Origin of the sequence: Bradyrhizobium ivorense (genome assembly GCF_900696085.1) — a bacterium.
Classification (GTDB): Bacteria; Pseudomonadota; Alphaproteobacteria; order Rhizobiales; family Xanthobacteraceae; genus Bradyrhizobium; species Bradyrhizobium ivorense.
In genome coordinates, this window is record NZ_CAADFC020000016.1 from 665,839 (window position 1) to 685,165 (window position 19,327).

A 19,327-nucleotide genomic window follows, 5' to 3' on the forward strand; every position below is an offset into this window, starting at 1 on the left:
GTTTGATCTCGGTCAAATCGAATGAGTGAGCGCATATGAGCTAGATCAACACGCAGGTCGCGGTGTCCTGCTTTGATGGGAAGAACTCAGCTACGGAGGACAGCGATGTTTAGAAGTATCTTGGCCCACATCCCCACGGAGCGATCGGCGCGTCCTGCCGTGGACGGTGCGATTTCGCTCGCAATCAAGACGGGGGCGCATCTCGACGCGGTGGCAATCGGCTACGAATCAACCAGTGCACCATTCTTCGCAGAGGGCGGCGCGGCCGTCGCCTCGATCTTCGAAGTCGAGCGTCAGCAGGCACTGGAGCGAGCGGAAGGTGCGCTCCGCGTCTTTGAAACGGAGGCGCGAAACGCGGACATCAGCTACACCCAGCGTGCCCTGAGTGCTCTTCCCATCGATGCGCGCGCAATCATCTGCGCGAACGCACGGCTGCACGACCTGACCATCATGGCGCACCCGGAGGCCGATCATAACAGCTACGACAATGTGATCCCGCAGGAAGTCCTCTTTCAGGCCGGCGGCCCAGTGATGTTCATGCCCCACACGTTCCGTGGGGCATTTTCCGGCAAACGGATCGGGATTTGCTGGGATGGCAGCCGGCTCGCGGCCCGCGCATTGCGCGACGCGATGCCATTGCTGCGTGGGGCCGATGCCCTTACGATCATCACCGCCGTGACAAGCTCGCAATGGACCCTTCCGGAAACCTCGACCGACCACTTGCTACGGTATCTCGCAAGATCCGGGCTTCCTGCAAAGGTCGCCTCGGTACCCGCATCTCACTCCGAGGTCCAGCCGGCAATCGTGTCGATCGCGTCGGACGAGAGCCTCGATTTGCTGGTGATGGGCGGATACGGCCACTCCCGTCTGCAAGAGACGCTGTTGGGCGGCGTGACGCGCGACATGCTTCAGTCGATGACCGTTCCGGTCCTGATGTCGCATTGAGGGCGGGAACGCGATGCGACGTATCGGATCGTTCCTTCGCGCGCTCGGCGGCTGCATCGCGCTCGGCGCCATGCTGCCAACTGATGCCGACGCCGATGTGGAACAGGGCCGCCGGCTGGCGCGGCTCTACTGCGCGCGCTGCCACGCGATCGACAGGGTAAGCCCTAGTCCGCTGACGATCGCCCCGCCCTTCCGAACACTACACGAGCGCTACTCCGTCGAAATGCTGCAGGAGGCGCTTGCGGAAGGGATCGTCACCGGTCACCCGTCCATGCCGGAGTTCAGTTTTGAGCCGGACCAGGTCAACGACTTCATCCTTTTCTTGAAATCGTTGGAGCACAGCACTTCCGACCGTTGAGCGAGGTCAATGCCCAACATGCGCAGTGGCTCTAGCGTTCAATTCAAAACCCGGAGGTTCGCAATGCGCGCGCATCAGATCATGACCAAGCATGTGATCAGCGTCAGTCCGCATACCACAATTCTGGATGCGGCCAATATCATGCTGAAATGTCATCTCAGTGGTCTGCCGGTGCTGGATGAGGATGGCACGCTCCGCGGCATGGTGTCGGAGGCCGACTTCCTGCGACGGGCGGAGATCAGCACGGGACACAAGCGATCGGCCTGGCTCGAGCTGTTCACGGGCGTCGGCCGCGCCGCGACCGATTTCGTGCACGAGCGCGGCCGCAAGGTCGAGGACGTCATGGCTACGAATTCGATCACCGTCGAGGAGCAGACGCCGCTCGATGAGATCGTGCACCTGATGCACAAGCATGACGTCAAGCGAGTTCCGGTTATGAACGGCAAGACCATGGTCGGGATCGTCACGAGAGCGGACATTTTGCAGGCCGTAGCCTCGTTGGCGCGCGAAGTGCCTGATCCGACGGCCAACGATACCCATATCCGGGAACGAATCTTGCGCGAAATCAACGCGACAGGCTGGCGTCCGCCTGGGTTCCAGGTCTGGGTGCGCAACGGCGTTGTGCACCTGCACGGCCTGGTCTTCGACGAACGCGCCCGCCAGGCCGCGATCGTGCTCGCCGAAAACACCTCGGGTGTCAAAGAGGTTCATGATCACCTCTGCTTCGTCGACGGCTACTCCGGCTACTACGCCGAGTCGCCCGAGGACATCAAGGCGGTCAGTTGATCAGATCCGAGGAGCTTGCAACATGGCAATGAATACTCTGCTTGTCGTCACGGCCGTCTGCCTTATGTTCTCGTCCTTCGCGATCGTGCTCGCCCTTACCGATCGCAGCACAACACGTTGGCGCCAGGAACAGGATAGAGCAAGCACACGTGCCTCTTATCCCGACAAGAACGTCGCCTAGCCTTACGATCGATCCGCGCGCCGCAGGACCGACGTCCGGATGCGCGGGCGGCTGTCTCCGCTTGGATCGTCCGGACCTACGTACAAGTACGTAAGTGGTTTGTACTTAGGTGAAACATCCGAATTTCCCCGTCAGTTGGATGCGGTCAAAGTGCCTCCATCGATCTTGCCCATCATGGAGCGCCTCATGCACACCCAGACCGCAGCTTCTCTCGAGATCAACCGTCGTCCAAGCAGCAGCATTTCGAGCCGGCAGCCTCACGCCGAGGGCCCTTTTGGCATGACCGGGACCCCGATGCGGTTCGCGCGCAACAGCGAAATCTACGGCGAGGACGAGGCTGCGGGATACCTTTACCAGGTCGTCTCCGGCGCCGTCCGAACCTACAAGATTCTGGAAGACGGACGCCGGCAGATCGGTGCATTCTACTTGCCCGGCGACATCTTCGGCTTTGAGGCCAGCGAGACCCATATCGCCTCGGCTGAGGCCGTCTGCGAAACACGGGTCATCATGGTCAAGCGCGCTGCGCTGATGGTCCGCGCCACCCACGAAAAGGATCTGGCACGCCAGCTGTGGGATGCGACGGCTCAGGAATTGCGTCGCTCTCAGGAACATTTGATGCTCTTGATCCGCAGCGCCGAAGATCGTGTCGTCGGTTTTCTTCATGACATGGCGCGCCGCGCCGTCAAGACTGCCACCGCCATCGAGCTTCCGATGTCGCGACAGGACATTGCCGACTATCTCGGTCTGACCATCGAAACGGTGTCACGCACCTTTACCCAACTCGAGCAGAACGGGATCATTTCTCTTCCGACCTCGCGCCGGGTCGAACTGCGCAACCGCGCGATGCAAAATCGGCTGATGGCGGCGTAAAGCGACGGGGTTGTCCGCCTGCTTCCGATAGTCGATTTGCGAGGCGGAAACGAGGATCCGAATGCGGTCGAGTCTGGCGATCATCTATGGGCAGGACCGGCTGCCGCGCTATACCAGCTATCCGACGGCTCCGCATTTTTCAGCGTCGGTCGGCGAGGCCGACTACCGGGCATGGCTCCAGTCGGTGCCGACCCGACGGCCGGCCTCGATCTATCTGCACGTGCCGTTTTGCCGATCGATGTGCTGGTACTGCGGATGCCACACCTCCGTCACCAGGCTTGACGAACCGATCGCTATCTACGCTGCGGGCCTTCGCACTGAAGCGTACCTCGTCGCGAAAGCAATCGGTCGGCGATTGCCCGTCTCTCATATCCATTTCGGCGGCGGCACCCCGACGATCATGACGCCCGAAACCTTCGCCGACCTCGTCGGCGCGCTGCGCTACTCATTCTTTGTGCAGCCCGATGCCGAGATCGCCATCGAGATCGACCCGCGCACCCTGGTGGTGCCGATGGCCGAGGCGTTGGGCTACAGCGGGGTCAACCGCGCGAGCCTTGGCGTCCAGAGCTTCGATCCTGCCGTCCAGCACGCCATCAATCGTTCGCAGAGCCTCGAGCAGACCGCGGAAGCGGTTGAGCGGCTGCGCTGTGCCGGCGTCAGCCGCATCAACTTCGACCTACTTTACGGCCTCCCCCTGCAAACCGCCGCTTCTTGTCTTGATACCGTCGACAAGTGCATCGCGTTACGGCCCGACCGGTTCTCGGTGTTTGGCTATGCTCATATTCCCTCCTTCAAGAAGCATCAGCGCATGATCGACGAGGCGGCGCTGCCCGACAGCCTTGAGCGGCTTCGTCAATCCGAAGCGATCGCGCAGGCACTGACCGCAGCTGGATACGTCCGCATCGGGCTCGACCATTTCGCCCTCCCCGACGACAATCTGGCCATTGCAAAGCGTGAAGGCCGGCTGAGACGCAACTTCCAGGGCTACACGGACGATGCTGCCCAAACCCTGATTGGTTTCGGCGCCAGTGCGATCGGGCGGATGTCCCAGGGCTTCGTGCAGAATGCAGTCTCGACACGCGACTACCTCGCACGCATCGCCGAGGACCGCCTCGCCACCGTCAAGGGCTGCATGCTTACGGCGGAGGACCGTTTCCGTGCCGATATCATCGAGCGTATCATGTGCGACATGGCCGTCGACCTGCCCCGGATGTGCCGCGAGCACCGTTGGGATCCGAGTTCTGCTGTCGTCGATCGTTCCCGGCTTGACAAGCTGATCGCAGACGGCGCCGTGACGATAGTAGGTGATCGCCTCTCGATCAGCAGTGGCTCGGAATTCCTGGTCCGGAGCGTCGCCTCGGCTTTCGACGCTCACCTCACAGATTCTGCGGCTAGGCACAGCCGGGCCGTCTAGGGTCCGCTTTTCGAGCTTGCTGTAGTTCATAGAGGTCAACGCGCTTCGAGCGACCTGAAGGCATTCTTCAAGTCTCGATTCGTACCGCCTTGGCTCCAATGCAAAAGACTTCCGTTGTGCGTGTGCGGGAAATCATGTCACGGGACGTCATCACAATCGATCCCGACGCATCAGTGATCGACGCCATCAATGCCATGTTGGCTCATCACATCAGCGGACTTCCTGTCACCGGTCGGGATGGAGCGCTGATCGGTATCGTATCATAAGGCGAGGATCAGTTCCTGAAAATCACCTCGCCAGCACCGGAAGACGACTATGACGGCGGCGACTTTGTCTCTTTGCAGGAAGAGGCCTCAACGGAAGACGATCAGCCGCTCTACGCATTGTACGGGTGCCGGGCATTCCGGCATCGACGTCTCGGCATCGACAGACGAACTGCCGGCTCAGGTCACCGCCGGGTAGACCGCCTCCCGGTGGATTACCTCGCCCGACTCGTTAATGACCACGACGTAGCAATCGTCGTTGCCAGTCGGGTTCTTACAGCGAATTCTGCTGGCCATTCGCATGCTGTGCGCGATTGCGTCGCCGTCGTTGGCGAACTCAACTTCGCCCCGATCACGGATCGCAATGCCATCGTTCCCATCGAAGTAGTAGGTTCTCATCGGAGCTTCCAGGCATCCCAAGGCATCTCGGCTGAGGTGCGAGTGAAACGATTTTCGGATCAGCGGAACGCTGCATCGTCGCCCTGCACTAACTCGGGTTGAGTAGCGCTCCATTTTCGGAAGTACACCGCATTCGCTCCGGAAACGCTCACGCAGTGATGCATCTCGGCAAACTGTGCGACCCTCTCGGCAGCGACCTCGTTGATACCAAACAATCGTTCATAATCCTGCTCGGAAATTCTCAAAACAGCGCCCGCGTCGAGATGGTTGAGTCGCGACCCCAACTCGGCGAGGCCAAGGTGTGCATCCATCTACGTTGCCAGCCCCCTAGACCGAGCTGGATTTCCGCCGAGTGTTAATTCCCAGCAACGTGTATAGCGGACAGTACGAGAAGAATGCCGTGGCGATCAGAGCGAATCCGAGGGTCGCGGCGACCAGCCACCCCGCTCCAAGCGAGCCATCTTTCACGATGTATGCGATCAGAGCCATACCGATGAGGATCCGGGCATACTGATCAATGAATCCGACGTTGCGTGCCATGGCAGTGAGCCTCCTTTGAACGCCAGCGCATTTTGAACGGACTCGCGCCCACAGCACTTGATCATGATCAATTCGGATGCCCCGGATCCCCGACACCGTTTTCATCTATCTAACGCTGTCGATTCGTCGTGCCTCGCTCGTGGGCCCAAAGGCCAAGCAAGCTGGACCGCCCGTGAGCAGGCGGGATGGAATGCTGAGGTTACATTTGCCAAGCATGCTAGAGTGAGCTCGACTGCTCCGAGTTGACGGCAGGACAGCCGACTGAGGGTTCAACCGGACTACGGAGTGACCTACAAATGAAGCGTTGGCTCCGCTGGCTGCGGGTCTCGAGACCTTCGACCGTTATGAGGCCGCTTGGCTTCGGCGCAACGTCGTCGCAGGACTCGTTCTGGCGGCTGTGCTGGCTCCGGTCGGAACTGCGTATGCGGAAGCATTGGGCGTGCCCAGAATCTACGGGCTATACGCAACGATGATCTCGCTCGTGGCTTATGCGGTCTTCGGCCCAAGCCGCATCCTCGTCGTCGGACCGGGCTCCGCTTTGGCAGCAATCGTTCTTCGCACGGTCGTTCTACTATCTGGAGGCAAACCTCTTCGAGCTGCAGCTCTAGCGAGCATGATGGCGATCGTTTGGGGCGTGGTGTGCATTCTCGCGGGCATATTGCGCCTGGGCTTCGTAACTGAACTCCTCTCCAAGCCGAGCCGCTACGGCTACGTCAACGGAATTGCACTGACCGTATTGATCAGTCAGCTTCCGAAACTGTTTGGCTTCTCGATGGAGAGCAAAGCGCTACTGCCGAGTCTGTGGACGATCACCAACGCGATCATGCAGGAAAGATCTACTGGACGGGCTCGCTACTGATCGCAATCCTGCTGTTGACAGGCCAGCCTTGGGGGAGCCAATTGACTCGCCCAGAGCCGCGTTTGATATCCGCAGCACGAGCGATGAATGGATAATCAAGTCTCGGAGCCTTGGGGCGCAATGCCCAGATGATCAGATACCGACTCGATTCCCGGCGTCGCCTCGGCCGCAACGCGAACGGCTGTCTTTTCATCTACGCTATGAACAAATCCCCAGAGATCGGCGCGACGATCCTTAACGATGACATTGAAGGGTCTGCTTGCCCACGGCTGATTCCTGATGCTCTCGACGAAGCGCTGATGCAGCGCGCGGTCGCTTTCGACCCACTCCGTATTGTCGTTGGCGCGTGCCAGGACCTGCAACAGGTTCGCGCGGCTGACGATGCCGACTAACTGTTCGCCCTGAACGATCGGCACCCGTTTTATGTTATGCTTCTCCATCAAGTTTGCGATTTCCCGCAGCGGCGTTTCAGGCTGCGCCGTTACCACCTCACGCGTCATTACATCGCTTACGCGTCTGGCGTGCGATTTGACGAAATCCATCGCCAGCGAATCGCTCGACATGGGTGCCTCGCCAACGCCGGGAGGGTGCCGATCGGTGTCGATCTCGACGCGCCGGATCAGATCGCCCTCCGAAACGATGCCGACCAGCTTTGCATAGATATCAATGACCGGGAGCGCGCTGACACAGTTGCGAACCATCGCATTGGCCGCGATTTGAACGGGGATATCTGGGCCAACCGAGATGACACTGCAAATCATCACGTCGCGCGCTTGCATGTCCGGCTCCTCTTTTTGTGCGGTCGCAGGCTAACGAGGGCGGCAGAGAGAATGTTTGAGCCACGTCAATTCAGCGTAGCATGATATGGCAGAGTTCCCAGAAACTTTAGCCGATGCTCCCTCAAGCCATTTCTCCTGCGATGCAGAAACCGAGACGACGAATGCGCGCACGGCACTCGCCGACGCCCGTCAGTCCGATGGAGAGGTCTTGGCACTGAGATGTTCACTCCAGACGAAGGCATACGCACGCGTGCAGACGGCCATCTCGTTCATCGCTGCGCTCTAACCTTTCGCCTTGCGGTCTCTTCGCTCAGTCGAATTGCCAGTGTCGCCAGCAGCTCTACTCGGCTGACAATACCGACGACGACTCCGCCGCTGACGACCGGGACTTGCGCGATGTCGTAAGCATCCATCTGCTTGACAACGTCGTCAAGCGACGCATCGACGTCCTATGAGGGAGATCAATTTTTCGCGCTCGCCTGCGCTTCCATGGACGGCAGCCACTTTTCGCGTCCGGAGGACGGCAATATTCCGCAACATCGGTCGACGGATCGATTTCGCTCGCCTTCAGCACAGGCTGCAAAGCGGCCCGTTGAGCCAGGTCAATACGTCCCTTTGGCGCTGATGTATTGTTTGGCTTCCAACTGGGAGGTTAACATAATGAATGAACTCAACCAGTTCGTTGCGGTGCCGTACGACATGACCGATCAACGGCTCGTAGCCGGCCAACAGCTCAAGTGCGCCACTCCTTCTTCGGCGATAGAGTATGCGAAGCACCTGTGGAAGATACTCGGGCATACCGGCGCCGTCGCAATTGTCCGCACCGGATATCCCGAACCCAGAACCACGGTACTCAGGACGTTTGGTGTGGTTCCTTCGCACGAGGACCTACGTACAATCGCTTAGGGACTCACAGCCGCTCCTCTCGACGGTCATCGCCTTGTGTGGGCGACCTGGCACCGATGAGCCATTCGGCATGATCGGCAAGTCGTTCCCGTTCGCTCGGAATGCCGCAGTCTACGGCGAGGATGAGGCAGCGTAACGCACCCCTTCCCCTTGCGTATGGATAGCTTCCAAGAGTGAGCTCGCCACCTTGTCTATCGGTTGCAAGCCATCAACGCTCTTCAAAATACCTTGCTCACGGTAGTAATCTGCAAGCGGTTTGGTTTGTCTTCCGTACTCCTCCAAGCGAACTCTCAATGCAGCTTCGGTGTCATCTGCTCTGGCGTGGCCGTTGGCCGTCGCGTCCTTGGCTCGGTTAAGGATTCGACCCAGCAGGGCGGCTTCGTCAACGTCCAATTCCAGCACCGAGTCAAGTCGAAGGCCCGCTGCCCGCAAGATATCATCGAGTGCGGCGGCCTGGACAATAGTGCGGGGAAAGCCATCCAGAATGAACCCATATTTCGCGTCGGGCCGCGAGATGCGCTCGGCGACTATAGCGACGACTAGTTCGTCGGGAACGAGTTCGCCGCGTTCCATGATCGCCTTTGCCTTTGCGCCGATCGATGTTCCCGCCGACACTGCAGCGCGCAGCATATCCCCAGTCGACAGCTGAGGAATGCCTAACTGCTTAGCCAGACGGATCGCTTGAGTCCCTTTCCCGGACCCTGGAGGCCCCAACAGAACTATTCTCACCGCATTGTCTCCATCGGCCCGTTTGGCGCTTTCCAGTTGTTGCTGCTCAGTCACGCTGTTACGCCGGCGCGCCCTTCTTGTTCTGGCGGTTGTGCACGAGGTCGTCGACCACGGCCGGATCGGCCAGCGTCGAGGTGTCGCCGAGGCTGGACGGATCGTCCTCGGCGATCTTGCGCAGGATGCGGCGCATGATCTTGCCGGAGCGGGTTTTCGGCAGGCCGGGCGCGAATTGAATGAGATCCGGCGAGGCGATCGGGCCGATGTCCTTGCGGACCCAGGCCACCAGCTCCTTGCGCAACGCTTCGGTCGGCTCGGTGCCCTTCATCAAGGTGACATAGGCATAGATGCCCTGGCCCTTGATGTCGTGGGGGTAGCCGACCACCGCGGCCTCGGAGACCGCCTCATGCGCGACCAGCGAGCTCTCGACCTCGGCGGTGCCCATGCGGTGGCCGGAGACATTGATGACGTCGTCGACCCGGCCGGTGATCCAGTAAAAGCCGTCGGCGTCGCGCCGGCAGCCGTCGCCGGTGAAGTACTTGTTCTTGTAGGTCGAGAAGTAGGTCTGCTCGAAGCGGTCGTGGTCGCCATAGACGGTGCGCATCTGGCCCGGCCACGACCTCGTCAGGCAGAGATTGCCCGAGGTCTCGCCGTCCAGCGTCTTGCCGTCGGCGTCGACGATTTCAGGCACCACGCCGAAGAACGGCCGCGTCGCCGATCCCGGCTTCAACTTGGTGGCGCCGGGCAGCGGCGTGATCAGAATGCCGCCGGTCTCGGTCTGCCACCAGGTGTCGACGATCGGGCAGCGGTCGTCGCCGACCACGCGGTGGTACCACTCCCAGGCTTCCGGATTGATTGGCTCGCCGACCGAGCCGAGCAGCCGCAGCGAGGCGCGCGAGGTCTTCTTCACCGGCTCGTCGCCGCCCTGCATCAGGGCGCGGATTGCGGTCGGCGCGGTGTAGAAGGTGTTGACCTTGTGCTTGTCGATCACCTGCCAGAACCGCGAATTGTCCGGGTAGTTCGGCACGCCCTCGAACATCAGCGTGGTCGCGCCGTTGGCGAGCGGCCCATAGAGAATGTAGCTGTGGCCGGTGACCCAGCCGACGTCGGCGGTGCACCAGTAGATGTCGCCGCCATGATAGTCGAAGACGTACTGATGCGTCATCGACGCGAACACCAGATAGCCGGCCGAGGTGTGCAGCACACCCTTCGGCGTTCCGGTCGACCCCGAGGTATAGAGGATGAACAGCGGATCCTCGGCGTTCATCGGCTCGCACGGGCATTCGGTGGTCACCATCTCGGCGGCGGCGTGATACCAGAGGTCGCGCGTCGGGTTCATGTCGACCTTGCCGCCGGTGCGCTTGACCACCACGACCCAGTCGACGCCGCCGGTTTTGGCGATCGCCGCATCGACATTGGCCTTCAGCGGCACCTTCTTGCCGCCGCGCAGGCCCTCGTCGGCGGTGATGATCACCTTGGAGTCGCAGTCCTTGATGCGCTGCGCGAGGCTGTCCGGCGAGAAGCCGCCGAACACCACCGAATGAATTGCGCCGATCCGCGCGCAGGCCAGCATCGCGTAAGCCGCCTCCGGAATCATCGGCAGATAGATCGTGACGCGATCGCCCTTCTTCACATTCCGGGTGCGCAGGATGTTGGCCATCTTGCAGACTTCGTCATGCAGCTGGCAGTAGGTGATGTGCTTGGATTCGGAGGGATCGTCGCCCTCCCAGATGATCGCGGTCTGGTCGCCGCGCTTGTCGAGGTGGCGGTCGATGCAGTTCCAGGCGACGTTCAGCTCGCCGTCCTCGAACCATTTGATCGAGATGTTGCCCGGCGCGAAGGAGATGTTCTCGACCTTGGTGAAGGGCTTGATCCAGTCGACCCGCTTGCCGTGTTCGGCCCAGAATCCGTTGGGGTCCGTGACCGAGCGCGCATACATCTCGCGATATTTGGCGTCATCGATATAGGCGCGCTTGGCCCAGTCGGCCGACACGTCATAAACCGCTTCCGGCGAACTGGCACTTACGGACTTCGCATCCATGGCAATTCCTCCGAGATTATCTTCTGTGTAACGCCATTACCCCACCACACCAGGGAAGTCTGCTCTCTTCTCGGAGGCTAAGCGGTCCGCACGCGGATCGTGCACGGCCAGCTGGCTGTTTTATCCAACTCCCCACTCATACGCCATATATGAGCATGTATTCGATGCCGGATTGATCTCCATCAAGAAGCGCACGTCTGCAGCTGCTTTCTAGACAACGCGTCAGAGTCACCTTCGCGATCGAGACCGGCAGATCAATGCGCATCTGCAACATTTGATCTGCATCAAGACCCCTCTTCTTCGATCGTACATACTTAACGCCGCTTCATTGGCGGCTTGTCGCGAATTTATGCGCCTCGCGCCCATCAGTACCTGACGTTGAATACGCCGGAAATGAATGAAGTCCCCCGTGGTCAGAGGTTCTTCCGTCCATTCTGAAGGGATCGACAATTGAACACTTACGAAAAGATTGAGCAAGACCCGGACTATCAAGAACTCGTTCGCCGGCGTTCGTCCCTGGGCTGGACGCTATCGGCGATCATGTTGATCGTCTATTTCGGCTTCATCCTGCTCGTCGCCTACGCGCCACACCTCCTGGGCACACCCATAAGCGCCGGCGTCACAACTATTGGCATTCCGATCGGGCTATTGGTCATCGTTTCAGCATTCCTGCTGACAGGCATCTACGTCAGCAAAGCGAATTCCAAATATGACCCTCTGATCCGCAAGATTGTTGGAGCACGCCGCTAATGAAAAAGATGTCCTACCTGTTGGTGATGATTTTCTTTTGCTTTCCTTCGGTTGCACTTGCAGCCGGGACGATCGATGGCGGCACGAAGCAAGCGGTCAATTGGGCCGCCATAGCATGTTCATGGGGTTCGTGTCCCTGACGCTTGCAATTACCTATTGGGCATCGAAACGGACGGTTTCGGCGGCGGATTTCTACTCGGCAGGAGGCGGCATCTCGGCCGGCCAGAACGGGCTTGCGATCGCCGGCGACTACATGTCGGCCGCATCCTTCCTCGGCATTTCAGGTCTTGTTTACACTTCAGGGTATGATGGCCTGATTTACTCTGTAGGTTGGCTTGTTGGCTGGCCTGTCGTCACGTTCCTGATTGCTGAGCAGCTCCGCAACCTTGGCAAGTTTACATTCGCCGATGTCGCTTCATTCCGGCTCGGCCAGACGCGGATACGCATCCTGGCCGCGTGCGGTTCGCTGGTGACCGTCGCGTTCTACCTGATCGCGCAGATGGTTGGCGCCGGCAAGCTGATCCAACTGCTTTTCGGCTTGGACTATTGGATGGCCGTCATCCTGGTGGGTGGCCTTATGATGATCTACGTAACCTTTGGCGGCATGAAAGCCACGACGTGGGTGCAGATCATCAAAGCTGTGCTGTTGCTGTTCGGCGCGACGTTCATGGCCGGAGCCGTCCTTTACAAGTTCGGGTTTAGCCCTGAAGCATTGTTCGCCAAGGCGACCGAGGTACATCCCAAGAAGCTCGCCATCATGGAGCCCGGCAGCCTCATCTCAAATCCGCTGTCGGCCATCTCGCTCGGCTTGGCCCTTATGTTCGGTACCGCCGGTCTGCCGCACATCCTCATGCGCTTCTTCACGGTGAAAGACGCACAGGCCGCTCGCAAGTCAGTGTTCTATGCAACCGGCTTCATCGGCTATTTTTACATCTTGACCTTCATCATCGGGTTCGGGGCCATTACGCTTGTCTCTACCGATCTGGCGTTCCTCGACGCGGGCATCCTCGAGAAAACCAAGAGCGGGATCGCGGCCATCAGGGGTGGGTCGAACATGGCGGCGATCCATCTGGCCGACGCGGTGGGAGGCAATCTGTTCCTCGGCTTCATTTCGGCCGTCGCTTTCGCCACGATCCTGGCCGTCGTCTCCGGCTTGGCGCTCGCAGGCGCTTCCTCCATCAGCCACGATATCTACGCCATGGTGGTCAAGGGGGGACATGCCAACGAGCAGGATGAAGTTCGTGTTTCCAAGATAGCGACCCTGTTCTTGGGCGTGCTCGCGATCGTGCTCGGCATCATCTTCGAGAACCAAAACGTCGCCTTCATGGTTGGCCTTGCGTTCGCCATCGCGGCGTCTTGCAACTTCCCTATGCTGGTGATGTCGATCTTCTGGAAAAACCTAACCACGAGAGGTGCGCTGATTGGAGGCTTGCTCGGCCTGGCAAGTGCCGTGGTCGGCGTCATCCTATCGCCAGCGGTCTGGGAGGTGACCCTCGGTTTCGCGAAGGGATCCGCCCCCATCAAGCTGGACAACCCTGCTTTGTTCTCGATGGCGATTGCATTCGTCTCCATCTGGTTGATCTCGGTCCTGGACCGGAGCGCGCGCGCCGACACCGACCGCGACGGATTCGACGCGCAATTCGTGCGGAGCCAGACCGGCATCGGAGCAGCAAGCGCCACCAGTCATTGAGACCTCCACTCCGTGGAAAATAGGCGCAATGGCGAATGCCCAAGGCTTTCGACGCCGCGAATCCACCGTTTGATCGCCTGACGCCGCACGAAGCAGAGACACTTCGTGCGGCGCTGGACATTGTCTACTTTCGTCCAGATGAACCCGTTATCGATCAAGGCAGCCCTTCTCAGGCGCTCTTTGTCGTCATCAAGGGCACCATCGAGGAACGTGACGGGACCGATCTGCTGGCCTTGCTCGGCCCCAAGGACAGCTTCGATAGCCGCGCCCTCCTGCACGGCAAGAGCGGACACGCCTTCGTCGCGCGTGATGAAGCGCTGTGCTACTCGGCGCCGAGGCATACAGTGCTCGACCTGATTCAGAACAATCCAAGGTTTGCCGCGTTCTTCTATGGCGATATCGCACGCAAGCTGGATGAATTCGTCAGGGATCAGGATGAGCAGAGGCACGGATCGGTGATGCGGGCCCGCATTTCCGAGCTTTTTCTGCACCCGGCCGCCTTCGTTGACGCCGACGACACGGTAGAAACGGCAGGCCGCAAGATGCAAGAGATCAACAGCAATGCATTGTTTGTTCGCGACGGCCATCGGACTGGCATCATCACTGGCATGAACCTATCGAAGGCCGTCGTATTGAGACGCCAATCGATTCAAGCATCCGTTCGCGATCTGGCGCACTTTGACCTGGTTACACTGCGGCCTGACGATCTCGTCTCCTCGGCGCTCGTACTTATGACCAAGCTCAACAAGCGTCGCATCGCCATACGCGACGACGAACGCCTCGTCGGTATCCTCGAGGACATCGATGTACTAGGCTTCCTCGCTGGCAGCGCCCAGGTTATTGCCGGACGCATAGAGCGCGCTGCGAGCCAGGACGACCTGGCGGCGGCCGCGCGCCAAACAGCGGCCCAGGTGCGGACCCTGCGGCGCCAAGGGATCGATGTCGAGTTGATTGGCGAGATTGTCTCTGACTTGAATCAGCGTCTACTTTCCAGATTGTTCGATCTCGTGGCGCCGGCCGACATTCGCACTGGCGGATGCCTAATGGTCATGGGAAGTGAGGGCAGAGGTGAGCAAACTGCCCGCACCGATCAAGACAACGGCCTCATCCTGTCGGGTGCAGTCGAGGAGGTGACGCTTAATGCGTTTCGCACTGCTTTCTCCGGCGCGCTGTCGAACTTCGGCTTTCCGCCCTGCCCCGGAAACGTGATGGTGAGCAATCCAGCGTGGTCCAAACCGCTGTCCGATTATGTCGCCGACATACGCAGGTGGCTCACATTGCCTGACGATACCGCGCATCTGAACGTCGCTATCCTCTTCGATGCACGGTGCGTTGCCGGCAATGCGGCCCTACTAACCGAAGCGAAGACCACGCTGATCGAGATGGCGCGGGGGGAACAGGCGTTCCTCGCGCATTTTGCACGGGCCATCGACCTCTTCACGACACCGATCGGCTTATTCAGGAACTTGATCACATCTGGGGGCAATGGTGACGCGATCGACCTGAAAAAGGGCGGTCTGTTTCCGATTGTGCATGGCGTTCGCAGCCTTGCTCTCGAGCATGGGTTAATGGAAACCGCGACGGACAAGCGTATTAGTCGTCTACGTGATATGGGCGTCTTTCACGCCGAATTCGCGCGCGAGCTTCATCAAGCTCTCAACTTCATCTTGATGCTGCGTCTCGACGGACAACTGGCGGAGTCCGCCGGCGCCACAGGCACGTTGGTAAGACCATCATCCTTGTCGAGCATGGAGCGGGACCTGCTGCGTGACGCGTTCTATGTCGTCAAGAGGTTCCGCGAGTTTATTCGCCACCACTTCAATCTCGGTGTCTTCTGACGTGATCCCGCGCGCGATCAAACGCCTGTTTCATCAAGCGTCGATCTGCGACCAGTCATATCGATTCATGCTCAAGCACGGACCCGCAGATGAAGTGGTCGCCATCGATTGCGAGACCACCGGGCTAAATGTGCGAACGGATGACATCATAAGCATCGCCGCAGTCAAGATCAGAGGTAATCGCATTCTAGCCAGTGAGCGCTTCGAGAGGGTGGTACGCCCGGAGACCAACATACGGGCGGACGCCATCAAGATTCATCGCCTGCGTCAGGTCGACGTTGAGCATGAAGCCCCGATCCGGAAGCTGCTCCCTGATTTCCTGCATTTCGTCGGCGGACGACCGCTGGTCGGATACTACGTCGATTTCGACGTCGCGATGCTCGACAAGCATATCCTTCCGTTCATTGGCATCGAACTGCCAAATCGCCGCATTGAGATCTCCAGCCTCTACTATGAACGAAAGTACGGTGATGCACCTCCTAACATCTCCGTCGATCTCTCGTTCTCCGCAATTCTCGGGGACCTCGAGATCCCTCCGCTTCCTCAACATGAGGCATTCAACGATGCGCTAATGAGCGCAATGATGTACGTCATGCGGTACGACAACATCCGCGATCAGCGAAACCTGGATCACGCGGCGGGCCGCAGGCATCGTCGATCGCGTCCCGACCCTGCGCAGCACAGTCTGGCATTGTGCCACAGCCTGGCGCGACGGCTCGATCGATATTTCCGATGATGTACCTGAGTTGGTTCATATCTGTCCCAATTCTCCCCAAGCAAACTTGGCATCGACGTCGATGTGTCGGCACTCAGCGCACTACGACGCGACAGCGCCTTCGAGAATCCACTGCTAGGCGAAATCACTCGCACCATTGCCTCAGAGCTCCGCGCTCAAAACGCGCTCTCGACTATATCGAGGCGACTCTTGAAGGTGATCTCAGCCGGGACACCGTGGCGTCGAGCGCATGTCTGAGCCGTTTCACTTTGCACGAGCCTAAGCCCTCGGGCAGGCGCCTCACGGTTATGCCAGCTTGAGGCGCCTCGAGAGCGCGAAAGCGTTCCTAATCGACGCCGATCGATCTCTCGTCGACATCGCATTGGCCCTTGGGCTTTTCAAGTCAAGCCAACTTCAGGCGGGCGGTCTCGCCAGCTAGGTTGAGCAGCCGACGAGCAGGTGCTGGTGGACGCCTCCGGCTGGCTCACTTTCGACGAGGGTGAGCTGATCCGCGCAGGGCAGCGCTCGCAGGATACGGCCTGGTCTAGTTGCGCCGGCGTTGCGCTCATATCCTGTAGCAGTGGAACAACGTAAGGCGCTCGAAGGGCGGCCAGTTGTTGTCCAATTCCCAGCACCGCGCTGAACGCTTCCACCGCGTTGATCGCTTCAGATTTACTGGAAACGGTACCCGCTTGTGGCACAACAACTTCCGCGCCAAGGATCACCGGCGGCGCGGTGACCGACAGCATCGACATCGCAAACAGCCGCCCAATCCGCATCAGATTTTCTCCCGTCCCGGTACCGCAGGCCGACCACTAAGCGCATCGGGCGGCCCCTCCTCGAAAACACTGTCTGGTCGTCATTCCATTATCGCGGGAGGCGCTGTTTTCTACGGGACGCACCATACTTCGATGACGCTCCCTTTCGCGCAATCTCTTCGACCACCACTGGCGAGACGTGTTGCGCGGCCCTGCGTCTTGCTGCGGCAAAGTGTCCTGCAAGACCGGTTAGCCGCGCCTCGCTTTTCGATGCGCCACAGCGTCGATCTCGACTGTCGCTCCGTACGGCAGACAGCTCACCTCGACGAATGTCCTCGCCGGGCGGGGGTGCGCAAAGTGCTTGATCAGTTGCTGATTGGCCTCGTCGCGCAAGGTGATGTCCGTCACGAAATAGGTGAGCTTGACGACGTCGCTGAGAGTCAAATTGACTGCAGCCAGGCGGAACGCAAGCGTCTCGAGCGCGGCCTCCATTGCCGCCTCGCGCCCTCCCACGACGGTTCCATCTCGTGTCGTCGGAAGCGCTCCTGAGACGAATGCAAGGTCGTCGACCATGAAGGCTGGAGAATAGGGATGAGCCGGATCTACTGAAGCCGGCGTCGATTGCTGTTTCATCGATACGCTTTCATGTCTTGAGATCGGTCTGCAGAATGGCCGAAACGCCGGGTTCGTTTCGTCGAAGTTCCCGGTTACCTACAGATCCAGCACCAGAACCGGTGTTCTCGAGCGGGATACGCAGATCTGCATGACCTTGTTCATCGAGCGCTCTTTCTCGCTGAGATAGTAGTCGCGGTGCTCTGGCAGACCTTCGAGCACGCCCGCCTGGCAAAGACCGCAGTCTCCCCGTTTGCAGTCGTGAAGGGGCTGCTCGCCGTTTTCAATCAGCGTATCCAGAATCGATCGGCCGGGAAGAACTCGGAAACGCTTGCCAGAGCTCGCAAGAACGACTTCAAACGCGGCATCGCCCTCGGTAAAGGTCGGCTTGGTAAAGATCTCGAAGCGTAGCCGGCCATCGGGCCAGTCGAGGGCGCGCGCCGCCGAAATGGCCGCCTCTATCATCGAAATCGGACCGCATACGTAAAGTGATATGCCCTCGCCCAGCGAACGCATTTTGGCGACCACGTCGAGTACGCCGGAGACGCTATCGTCATGTATTTCGAGCCTTTTGCCGAGCAGCACCTCGAGTTCAGGAACGAAAGCCAGATCCCGCCGCGCACGGCCGGCATAAATCAACCTGAAGGCACTGCCCCGTCTGGTCAATTCTGCGGCCATCGAAACGATCGGCGTGATGCCGATCCCACCGGCGAGCAGAAGCACTTCATTCTGCCCGGGATCCAGCGCGAAATTGTTGCGGGGCGATCTGACCGCGACTCGGTCGCCCACGTTCAGGCTGTGAACGAACGCGGAGCCTCCGGAACTGGGCTCTTCGCGCCGCACGCCGATGCGATATGACTTTGCCTGTTTTGTATGATTCTCATCCAGCGAAGTATCCATCAACGAATATGAGCGCCGGTCTCCGGACGGCAGTTCGATATCGATATGCGCTCCGGCGCTCCATTCTGGAAGCAGGCCACCGTCCGCCTTCGCCAAGGTAACGGAACGGATCGCCGGCGTTTCGGTATTGATCTCCGTCACGACTAGGTTCAGCATTCCACCATTCGGTTCACTCATTGGAATAATCCCGCGCAGGTCCGCCCTGCGTATCAATCAGCGGTAACGGCTGCGCCGTCGGTGCGGCTCAACTCGTTCAGAAACTCCTGCACGGCGTGCGCAAAGCGGTCGGGCCGTTCGATGTGCGGTGCGTGGCCTGCTCCCGCGACCTCGACCAGCTTCGCGCGAGGCAGGTGCTTTGCCAGTGCTTCAGAGACTCCCAACCCGGTAACGCTGTCCTGGTCGCCGCAGATGATCAAAGCGGGCTGGACGATTCTATCGAGCCATGGCACCGCATCCGTTTCAAAGATGGCTTGAGCGACCGCAAGGTAGCCGGCTGGCCGCGCCCGTCGCATGTGCGCGGCTATTTCTTCAATCACCCCCACCGGCGCCCCTGGCGCGGCGATCTCACCGGCGCGTTCGAGGCTTCTTGAGGCGAGATTCCCGGCCAGCGCTCGCCGATGCATCAGCCAACGTTCGCGATCACTATCCCGCTCGCGCGCCTTGCCCAGCGTGGCATCGGCCAGGACGAGAGATTTCACGAGTGACGGGTAGGTGCGTGCGATGGCAAGAGCCGCCAGTGCCCCAAACGAGACACCGATGACGTGCGCGCTCCGACCGTCAAGGACCGCTGCAAGACCACGCACGATTGCACCCAGGCCCGGTTCCGCGGGATCTGGAGAGTCGCCGTATCCCGGTAGATCAGGGGCGATGCAGGTGAACGAGTTCTTCAGCCGCGAGATTTGGTGATCCCAGCCTGTCCGGCTCGATCCTATGCCATGCAACAGCAGCAGTGCCGGCCCCTGTCCGATCCGATAGGCGCTCATCGAAGTCGTCATGC

At 59.8% G+C, this 19,327-nt stretch carries 21 protein-coding genes and 2 pseudogenes; 12 read left to right on the forward strand and 11 right to left on the reverse strand.

Annotated features, from left to right (window positions below):
- Positions 1-105: 105 nt before the first annotated feature.
- From CI41S_RS23015 to CI41S_RS23040, 6 genes are all read left to right on the forward strand, one after another.
- The gene (locus CI41S_RS23015; protein ID WP_139861702.1) at positions 106-945 is read left to right on the forward strand and encodes a universal stress protein; all 840 of its coding nucleotides are present in this window, start codon (positions 106-108) and stop codon (positions 943-945) included.
- Between the two features lie 70 nt (positions 946-1,015).
- Positions 1,016-1,303 (forward strand): c-type cytochrome, encoded by a 288-nt coding sequence (locus CI41S_RS23020; RefSeq protein ID WP_139862129.1) that lies wholly within the window; start codon positions 1,016-1,018, stop codon positions 1,301-1,303.
- Positions 1,304-1,366: 63 nt separating this feature from the next.
- Positions 1,367-2,089 carry a CBS domain-containing protein gene (locus tag CI41S_RS23025; RefSeq protein WP_139862130.1) on the forward strand — a complete coding sequence of 241 codons (723 nt, stop codon included), beginning with the start codon at positions 1,367-1,369 and terminating at the stop codon, positions 2,087-2,089.
- Between the two features lie 367 nt (positions 2,090-2,456).
- On the forward strand, positions 2,457-3,140 hold the full coding sequence (locus CI41S_RS23030; protein ID WP_139861703.1) for a helix-turn-helix domain-containing protein: 684 nt from the start codon (positions 2,457-2,459) through the stop codon (positions 3,138-3,140).
- A 61-nt stretch (positions 3,141-3,201) separates the two neighbouring features.
- Entirely contained in the window at positions 3,202-4,554 is a 1,353-nt protein-coding gene (hemN, locus tag CI41S_RS23035) for an oxygen-independent coproporphyrinogen III oxidase (protein WP_139861704.1), read from the forward strand.
- 134 nt (positions 4,555-4,688) lie between these two features.
- Positions 4,689-4,820, forward strand: coding sequence for a CBS domain-containing protein (locus CI41S_RS23040; RefSeq protein ID WP_244626646.1), 132 nt, complete (start codon positions 4,689-4,691; stop codon positions 4,818-4,820).
- A 177-nt stretch (positions 4,821-4,997) separates the two neighbouring features.
- Here CI41S_RS23040 and CI41S_RS23045 read toward each other — a convergent pair whose 3' ends face one another.
- The 3 genes from CI41S_RS23045 to CI41S_RS23055 are packed head-to-tail and all read right to left on the reverse strand — an operon-like array spanning position 4,998 to position 5,756.
- Positions 4,998-5,216: a DUF6894 family protein gene (locus CI41S_RS23045; RefSeq protein WP_139861705.1), complete on the reverse strand. Its 219-nt coding sequence runs from the start codon at positions 5,214-5,216 to the stop codon at positions 4,998-5,000.
- A 59-nt stretch (positions 5,217-5,275) separates the two neighbouring features.
- The gene (locus tag CI41S_RS23050; RefSeq protein ID WP_139861706.1) at positions 5,276-5,527 is read right to left on the reverse strand and encodes a hypothetical protein; all 252 of its coding nucleotides are present in this window, start codon (positions 5,525-5,527) and stop codon (positions 5,276-5,278) included.
- Positions 5,528-5,543: 16 nt separating this feature from the next.
- Positions 5,544-5,756 carry a YgaP family membrane protein gene (locus tag CI41S_RS23055; protein ID WP_139861707.1) on the reverse strand — a complete coding sequence of 71 codons (213 nt, stop codon included), beginning with the start codon at positions 5,754-5,756 and terminating at the stop codon, positions 5,544-5,546.
- 304 nt (positions 5,757-6,060) lie between these two features.
- Here CI41S_RS23055 and CI41S_RS23060 point away from each other — a divergent pair, with 304 nt between their 5' ends.
- Positions 6,061-6,615: a SulP family inorganic anion transporter gene (locus tag CI41S_RS23060; protein ID WP_347339261.1), complete on the forward strand. Its 555-nt coding sequence runs from the start codon at positions 6,061-6,063 to the stop codon at positions 6,613-6,615.
- A 95-nt stretch (positions 6,616-6,710) separates the two neighbouring features.
- Here CI41S_RS23060 and CI41S_RS23065 read toward each other — a convergent pair whose 3' ends face one another.
- On the reverse strand, positions 6,711-7,394 hold the full coding sequence (locus tag CI41S_RS23065) for a CBS domain-containing protein (protein WP_139861708.1): 684 nt from the start codon (positions 7,392-7,394) through the stop codon (positions 6,711-6,713).
- Positions 7,395-7,663: 269 nt separating this feature from the next.
- Positions 7,664-7,828, reverse strand: a pseudogene (locus CI41S_RS45395) (CBS domain-containing protein); the annotation flags it as partial.
- Between the two features lie 226 nt (positions 7,829-8,054).
- Between CI41S_RS45395 and CI41S_RS23075 the strand changes: the two are divergent.
- The gene (locus CI41S_RS23075) at positions 8,055-8,300 is read left to right on the forward strand and encodes a hypothetical protein (protein WP_139861710.1); all 246 of its coding nucleotides are present in this window, start codon (positions 8,055-8,057) and stop codon (positions 8,298-8,300) included.
- Positions 8,301-8,411: 111 nt separating this feature from the next.
- Here CI41S_RS23075 and CI41S_RS23080 read toward each other — a convergent pair whose 3' ends face one another.
- Positions 8,412-9,029 (reverse strand): adenylate kinase, encoded by a 618-nt coding sequence (locus CI41S_RS23080; protein WP_139862132.1) that lies wholly within the window; start codon positions 9,027-9,029, stop codon positions 8,412-8,414.
- Between the two features lie 58 nt (positions 9,030-9,087).
- Entirely contained in the window at positions 9,088-11,067 is a 1,980-nt protein-coding gene (gene acs, locus CI41S_RS23085) for an acetate--CoA ligase (protein WP_139861711.1), read from the reverse strand.
- 450 nt (positions 11,068-11,517) lie between these two features.
- Here acs and CI41S_RS23090 point away from each other — a divergent pair, with 450 nt between their 5' ends.
- The 4 genes and pseudogenes from CI41S_RS23090 (at position 11,518) to CI41S_RS23105 (ending at position 16,081) form a co-directional block, all read left to right on the forward strand.
- Positions 11,518-11,817: a DUF485 domain-containing protein gene (locus tag CI41S_RS23090; RefSeq protein WP_139861712.1), complete on the forward strand. Its 300-nt coding sequence runs from the start codon at positions 11,518-11,520 to the stop codon at positions 11,815-11,817.
- A pseudogene (locus CI41S_RS23095) lies at positions 11,817-13,507 on the forward strand (cation acetate symporter). The gene CI41S_RS23090 and the pseudogene CI41S_RS23095 overlap by 1 nt, the downstream one beginning before the upstream one ends.
- A 35-nt stretch (positions 13,508-13,542) precedes the next feature.
- Positions 13,543-15,345: a putative nucleotidyltransferase substrate binding domain-containing protein gene (locus tag CI41S_RS23100; protein WP_139861713.1), complete on the forward strand. Its 1,803-nt coding sequence runs from the start codon at positions 13,543-13,545 to the stop codon at positions 15,343-15,345.
- A 1-nt stretch (position 15,346) separates the two neighbouring features.
- Positions 15,347-16,081, forward strand: coding sequence for a 3'-5' exonuclease (locus CI41S_RS23105; RefSeq protein ID WP_139861714.1), 735 nt, complete (start codon positions 15,347-15,349; stop codon positions 16,079-16,081).
- A gap of 377 nt (positions 16,082-16,458) precedes the next feature.
- Here the strand turns inward: CI41S_RS23105 and CI41S_RS23110 are convergent, their stop codons facing one another.
- The 4 genes from CI41S_RS23110 to CI41S_RS23125 form a co-directional block, all read right to left on the reverse strand.
- Positions 16,459-16,839 (reverse strand): hypothetical protein, encoded by a 381-nt coding sequence (locus CI41S_RS23110; protein ID WP_139861715.1) that lies wholly within the window; start codon positions 16,837-16,839, stop codon positions 16,459-16,461.
- 228 nt (positions 16,840-17,067) lie between these two features.
- Positions 17,068-17,451, reverse strand: coding sequence for a RidA family protein (locus CI41S_RS23115; RefSeq protein WP_139861716.1), 384 nt, complete (start codon positions 17,449-17,451; stop codon positions 17,068-17,070).
- 78 nt (positions 17,452-17,529) lie between these two features.
- Positions 17,530-18,507: a PDR/VanB family oxidoreductase gene (locus CI41S_RS23120; RefSeq protein ID WP_139861717.1), complete on the reverse strand. Its 978-nt coding sequence runs from the start codon at positions 18,505-18,507 to the stop codon at positions 17,530-17,532.
- A 32-nt stretch (positions 18,508-18,539) separates the two neighbouring features.
- A complete protein-coding gene (locus CI41S_RS23125) occupies positions 18,540-19,325 on the reverse strand; it encodes an alpha/beta fold hydrolase (protein WP_139861718.1) in 786 nt (261 codons plus the stop codon).
- Positions 19,326-19,327 lie beyond the last annotated feature (2 nt).

Excerpts from the sequence above, each read along its gene's own strand:
- CI41S_RS23030 (WP_139861703.1), top strand. The coding sequence starts at position 2,457 with ATGCACACCCAGACCGCAGCTTCTCTCGAGATCAACCGTCGTCCAAGC.
- CI41S_RS23015 (WP_139861702.1), top strand. The coding sequence starts at position 106 with ATGTTTAGAAGTATCTTGGCCCACATCCCCACGGAGCGATCGGCGCGT.
- hemN (WP_139861704.1), top strand. The coding sequence starts at position 3,202 with ATGCGGTCGAGTCTGGCGATCATCTATGGGCAGGACCGGCTGCCGCGC.
- CI41S_RS23115 (WP_139861716.1), bottom strand. The coding sequence starts at position 17,451 with ATGAAACAGCAATCGACGCCGGCTTCAGTAGATCCGGCTCATCCCTAT.
- CI41S_RS23045 (WP_139861705.1), bottom strand. The coding sequence starts at position 5,216 with ATGAGAACCTACTACTTCGATGGGAACGATGGCATTGCGATCCGTGAT.
- CI41S_RS23020 (WP_139862129.1), top strand. The coding sequence starts at position 1,016 with ATGCTGCCAACTGATGCCGACGCCGATGTGGAACAGGGCCGCCGGCTG.
- CI41S_RS23040 (WP_244626646.1), top strand. The coding sequence starts at position 4,689 with ATGTCACGGGACGTCATCACAATCGATCCCGACGCATCAGTGATCGAC.
- CI41S_RS23120 (WP_139861717.1), bottom strand. The coding sequence starts at position 18,507 with ATGAGTGAACCGAATGGTGGAATGCTGAACCTAGTCGTGACGGAGATC.
- CI41S_RS23100 (WP_139861713.1), top strand. The coding sequence starts at position 13,543 with ATGCCCAAGGCTTTCGACGCCGCGAATCCACCGTTTGATCGCCTGACG.
- CI41S_RS23025 (WP_139862130.1), top strand. The coding sequence starts at position 1,367 with ATGCGCGCGCATCAGATCATGACCAAGCATGTGATCAGCGTCAGTCCG.
- CI41S_RS23125 (WP_139861718.1), bottom strand. The coding sequence starts at position 19,325 with ATGACGACTTCGATGAGCGCCTATCGGATCGGACAGGGGCCGGCACTG.
- CI41S_RS23055 (WP_139861707.1), bottom strand. The coding sequence starts at position 5,756 with ATGGCACGCAACGTCGGATTCATTGATCAGTATGCCCGGATCCTCATC.
- acs (WP_139861711.1), bottom strand. The coding sequence starts at position 11,067 with ATGGATGCGAAGTCCGTAAGTGCCAGTTCGCCGGAAGCGGTTTATGAC.
- CI41S_RS23050 (WP_139861706.1), bottom strand. The coding sequence starts at position 5,527 with ATGGATGCACACCTTGGCCTCGCCGAGTTGGGGTCGCGACTCAACCAT.
- CI41S_RS23110 (WP_139861715.1), bottom strand. The coding sequence starts at position 16,839 with ATGCGGATTGGGCGGCTGTTTGCGATGTCGATGCTGTCGGTCACCGCG.
- CI41S_RS23075 (WP_139861710.1), top strand. The coding sequence starts at position 8,055 with ATGAATGAACTCAACCAGTTCGTTGCGGTGCCGTACGACATGACCGAT.
- CI41S_RS23065 (WP_139861708.1), bottom strand. The coding sequence starts at position 7,394 with ATGCAAGCGCGCGACGTGATGATTTGCAGTGTCATCTCGGTTGGCCCA.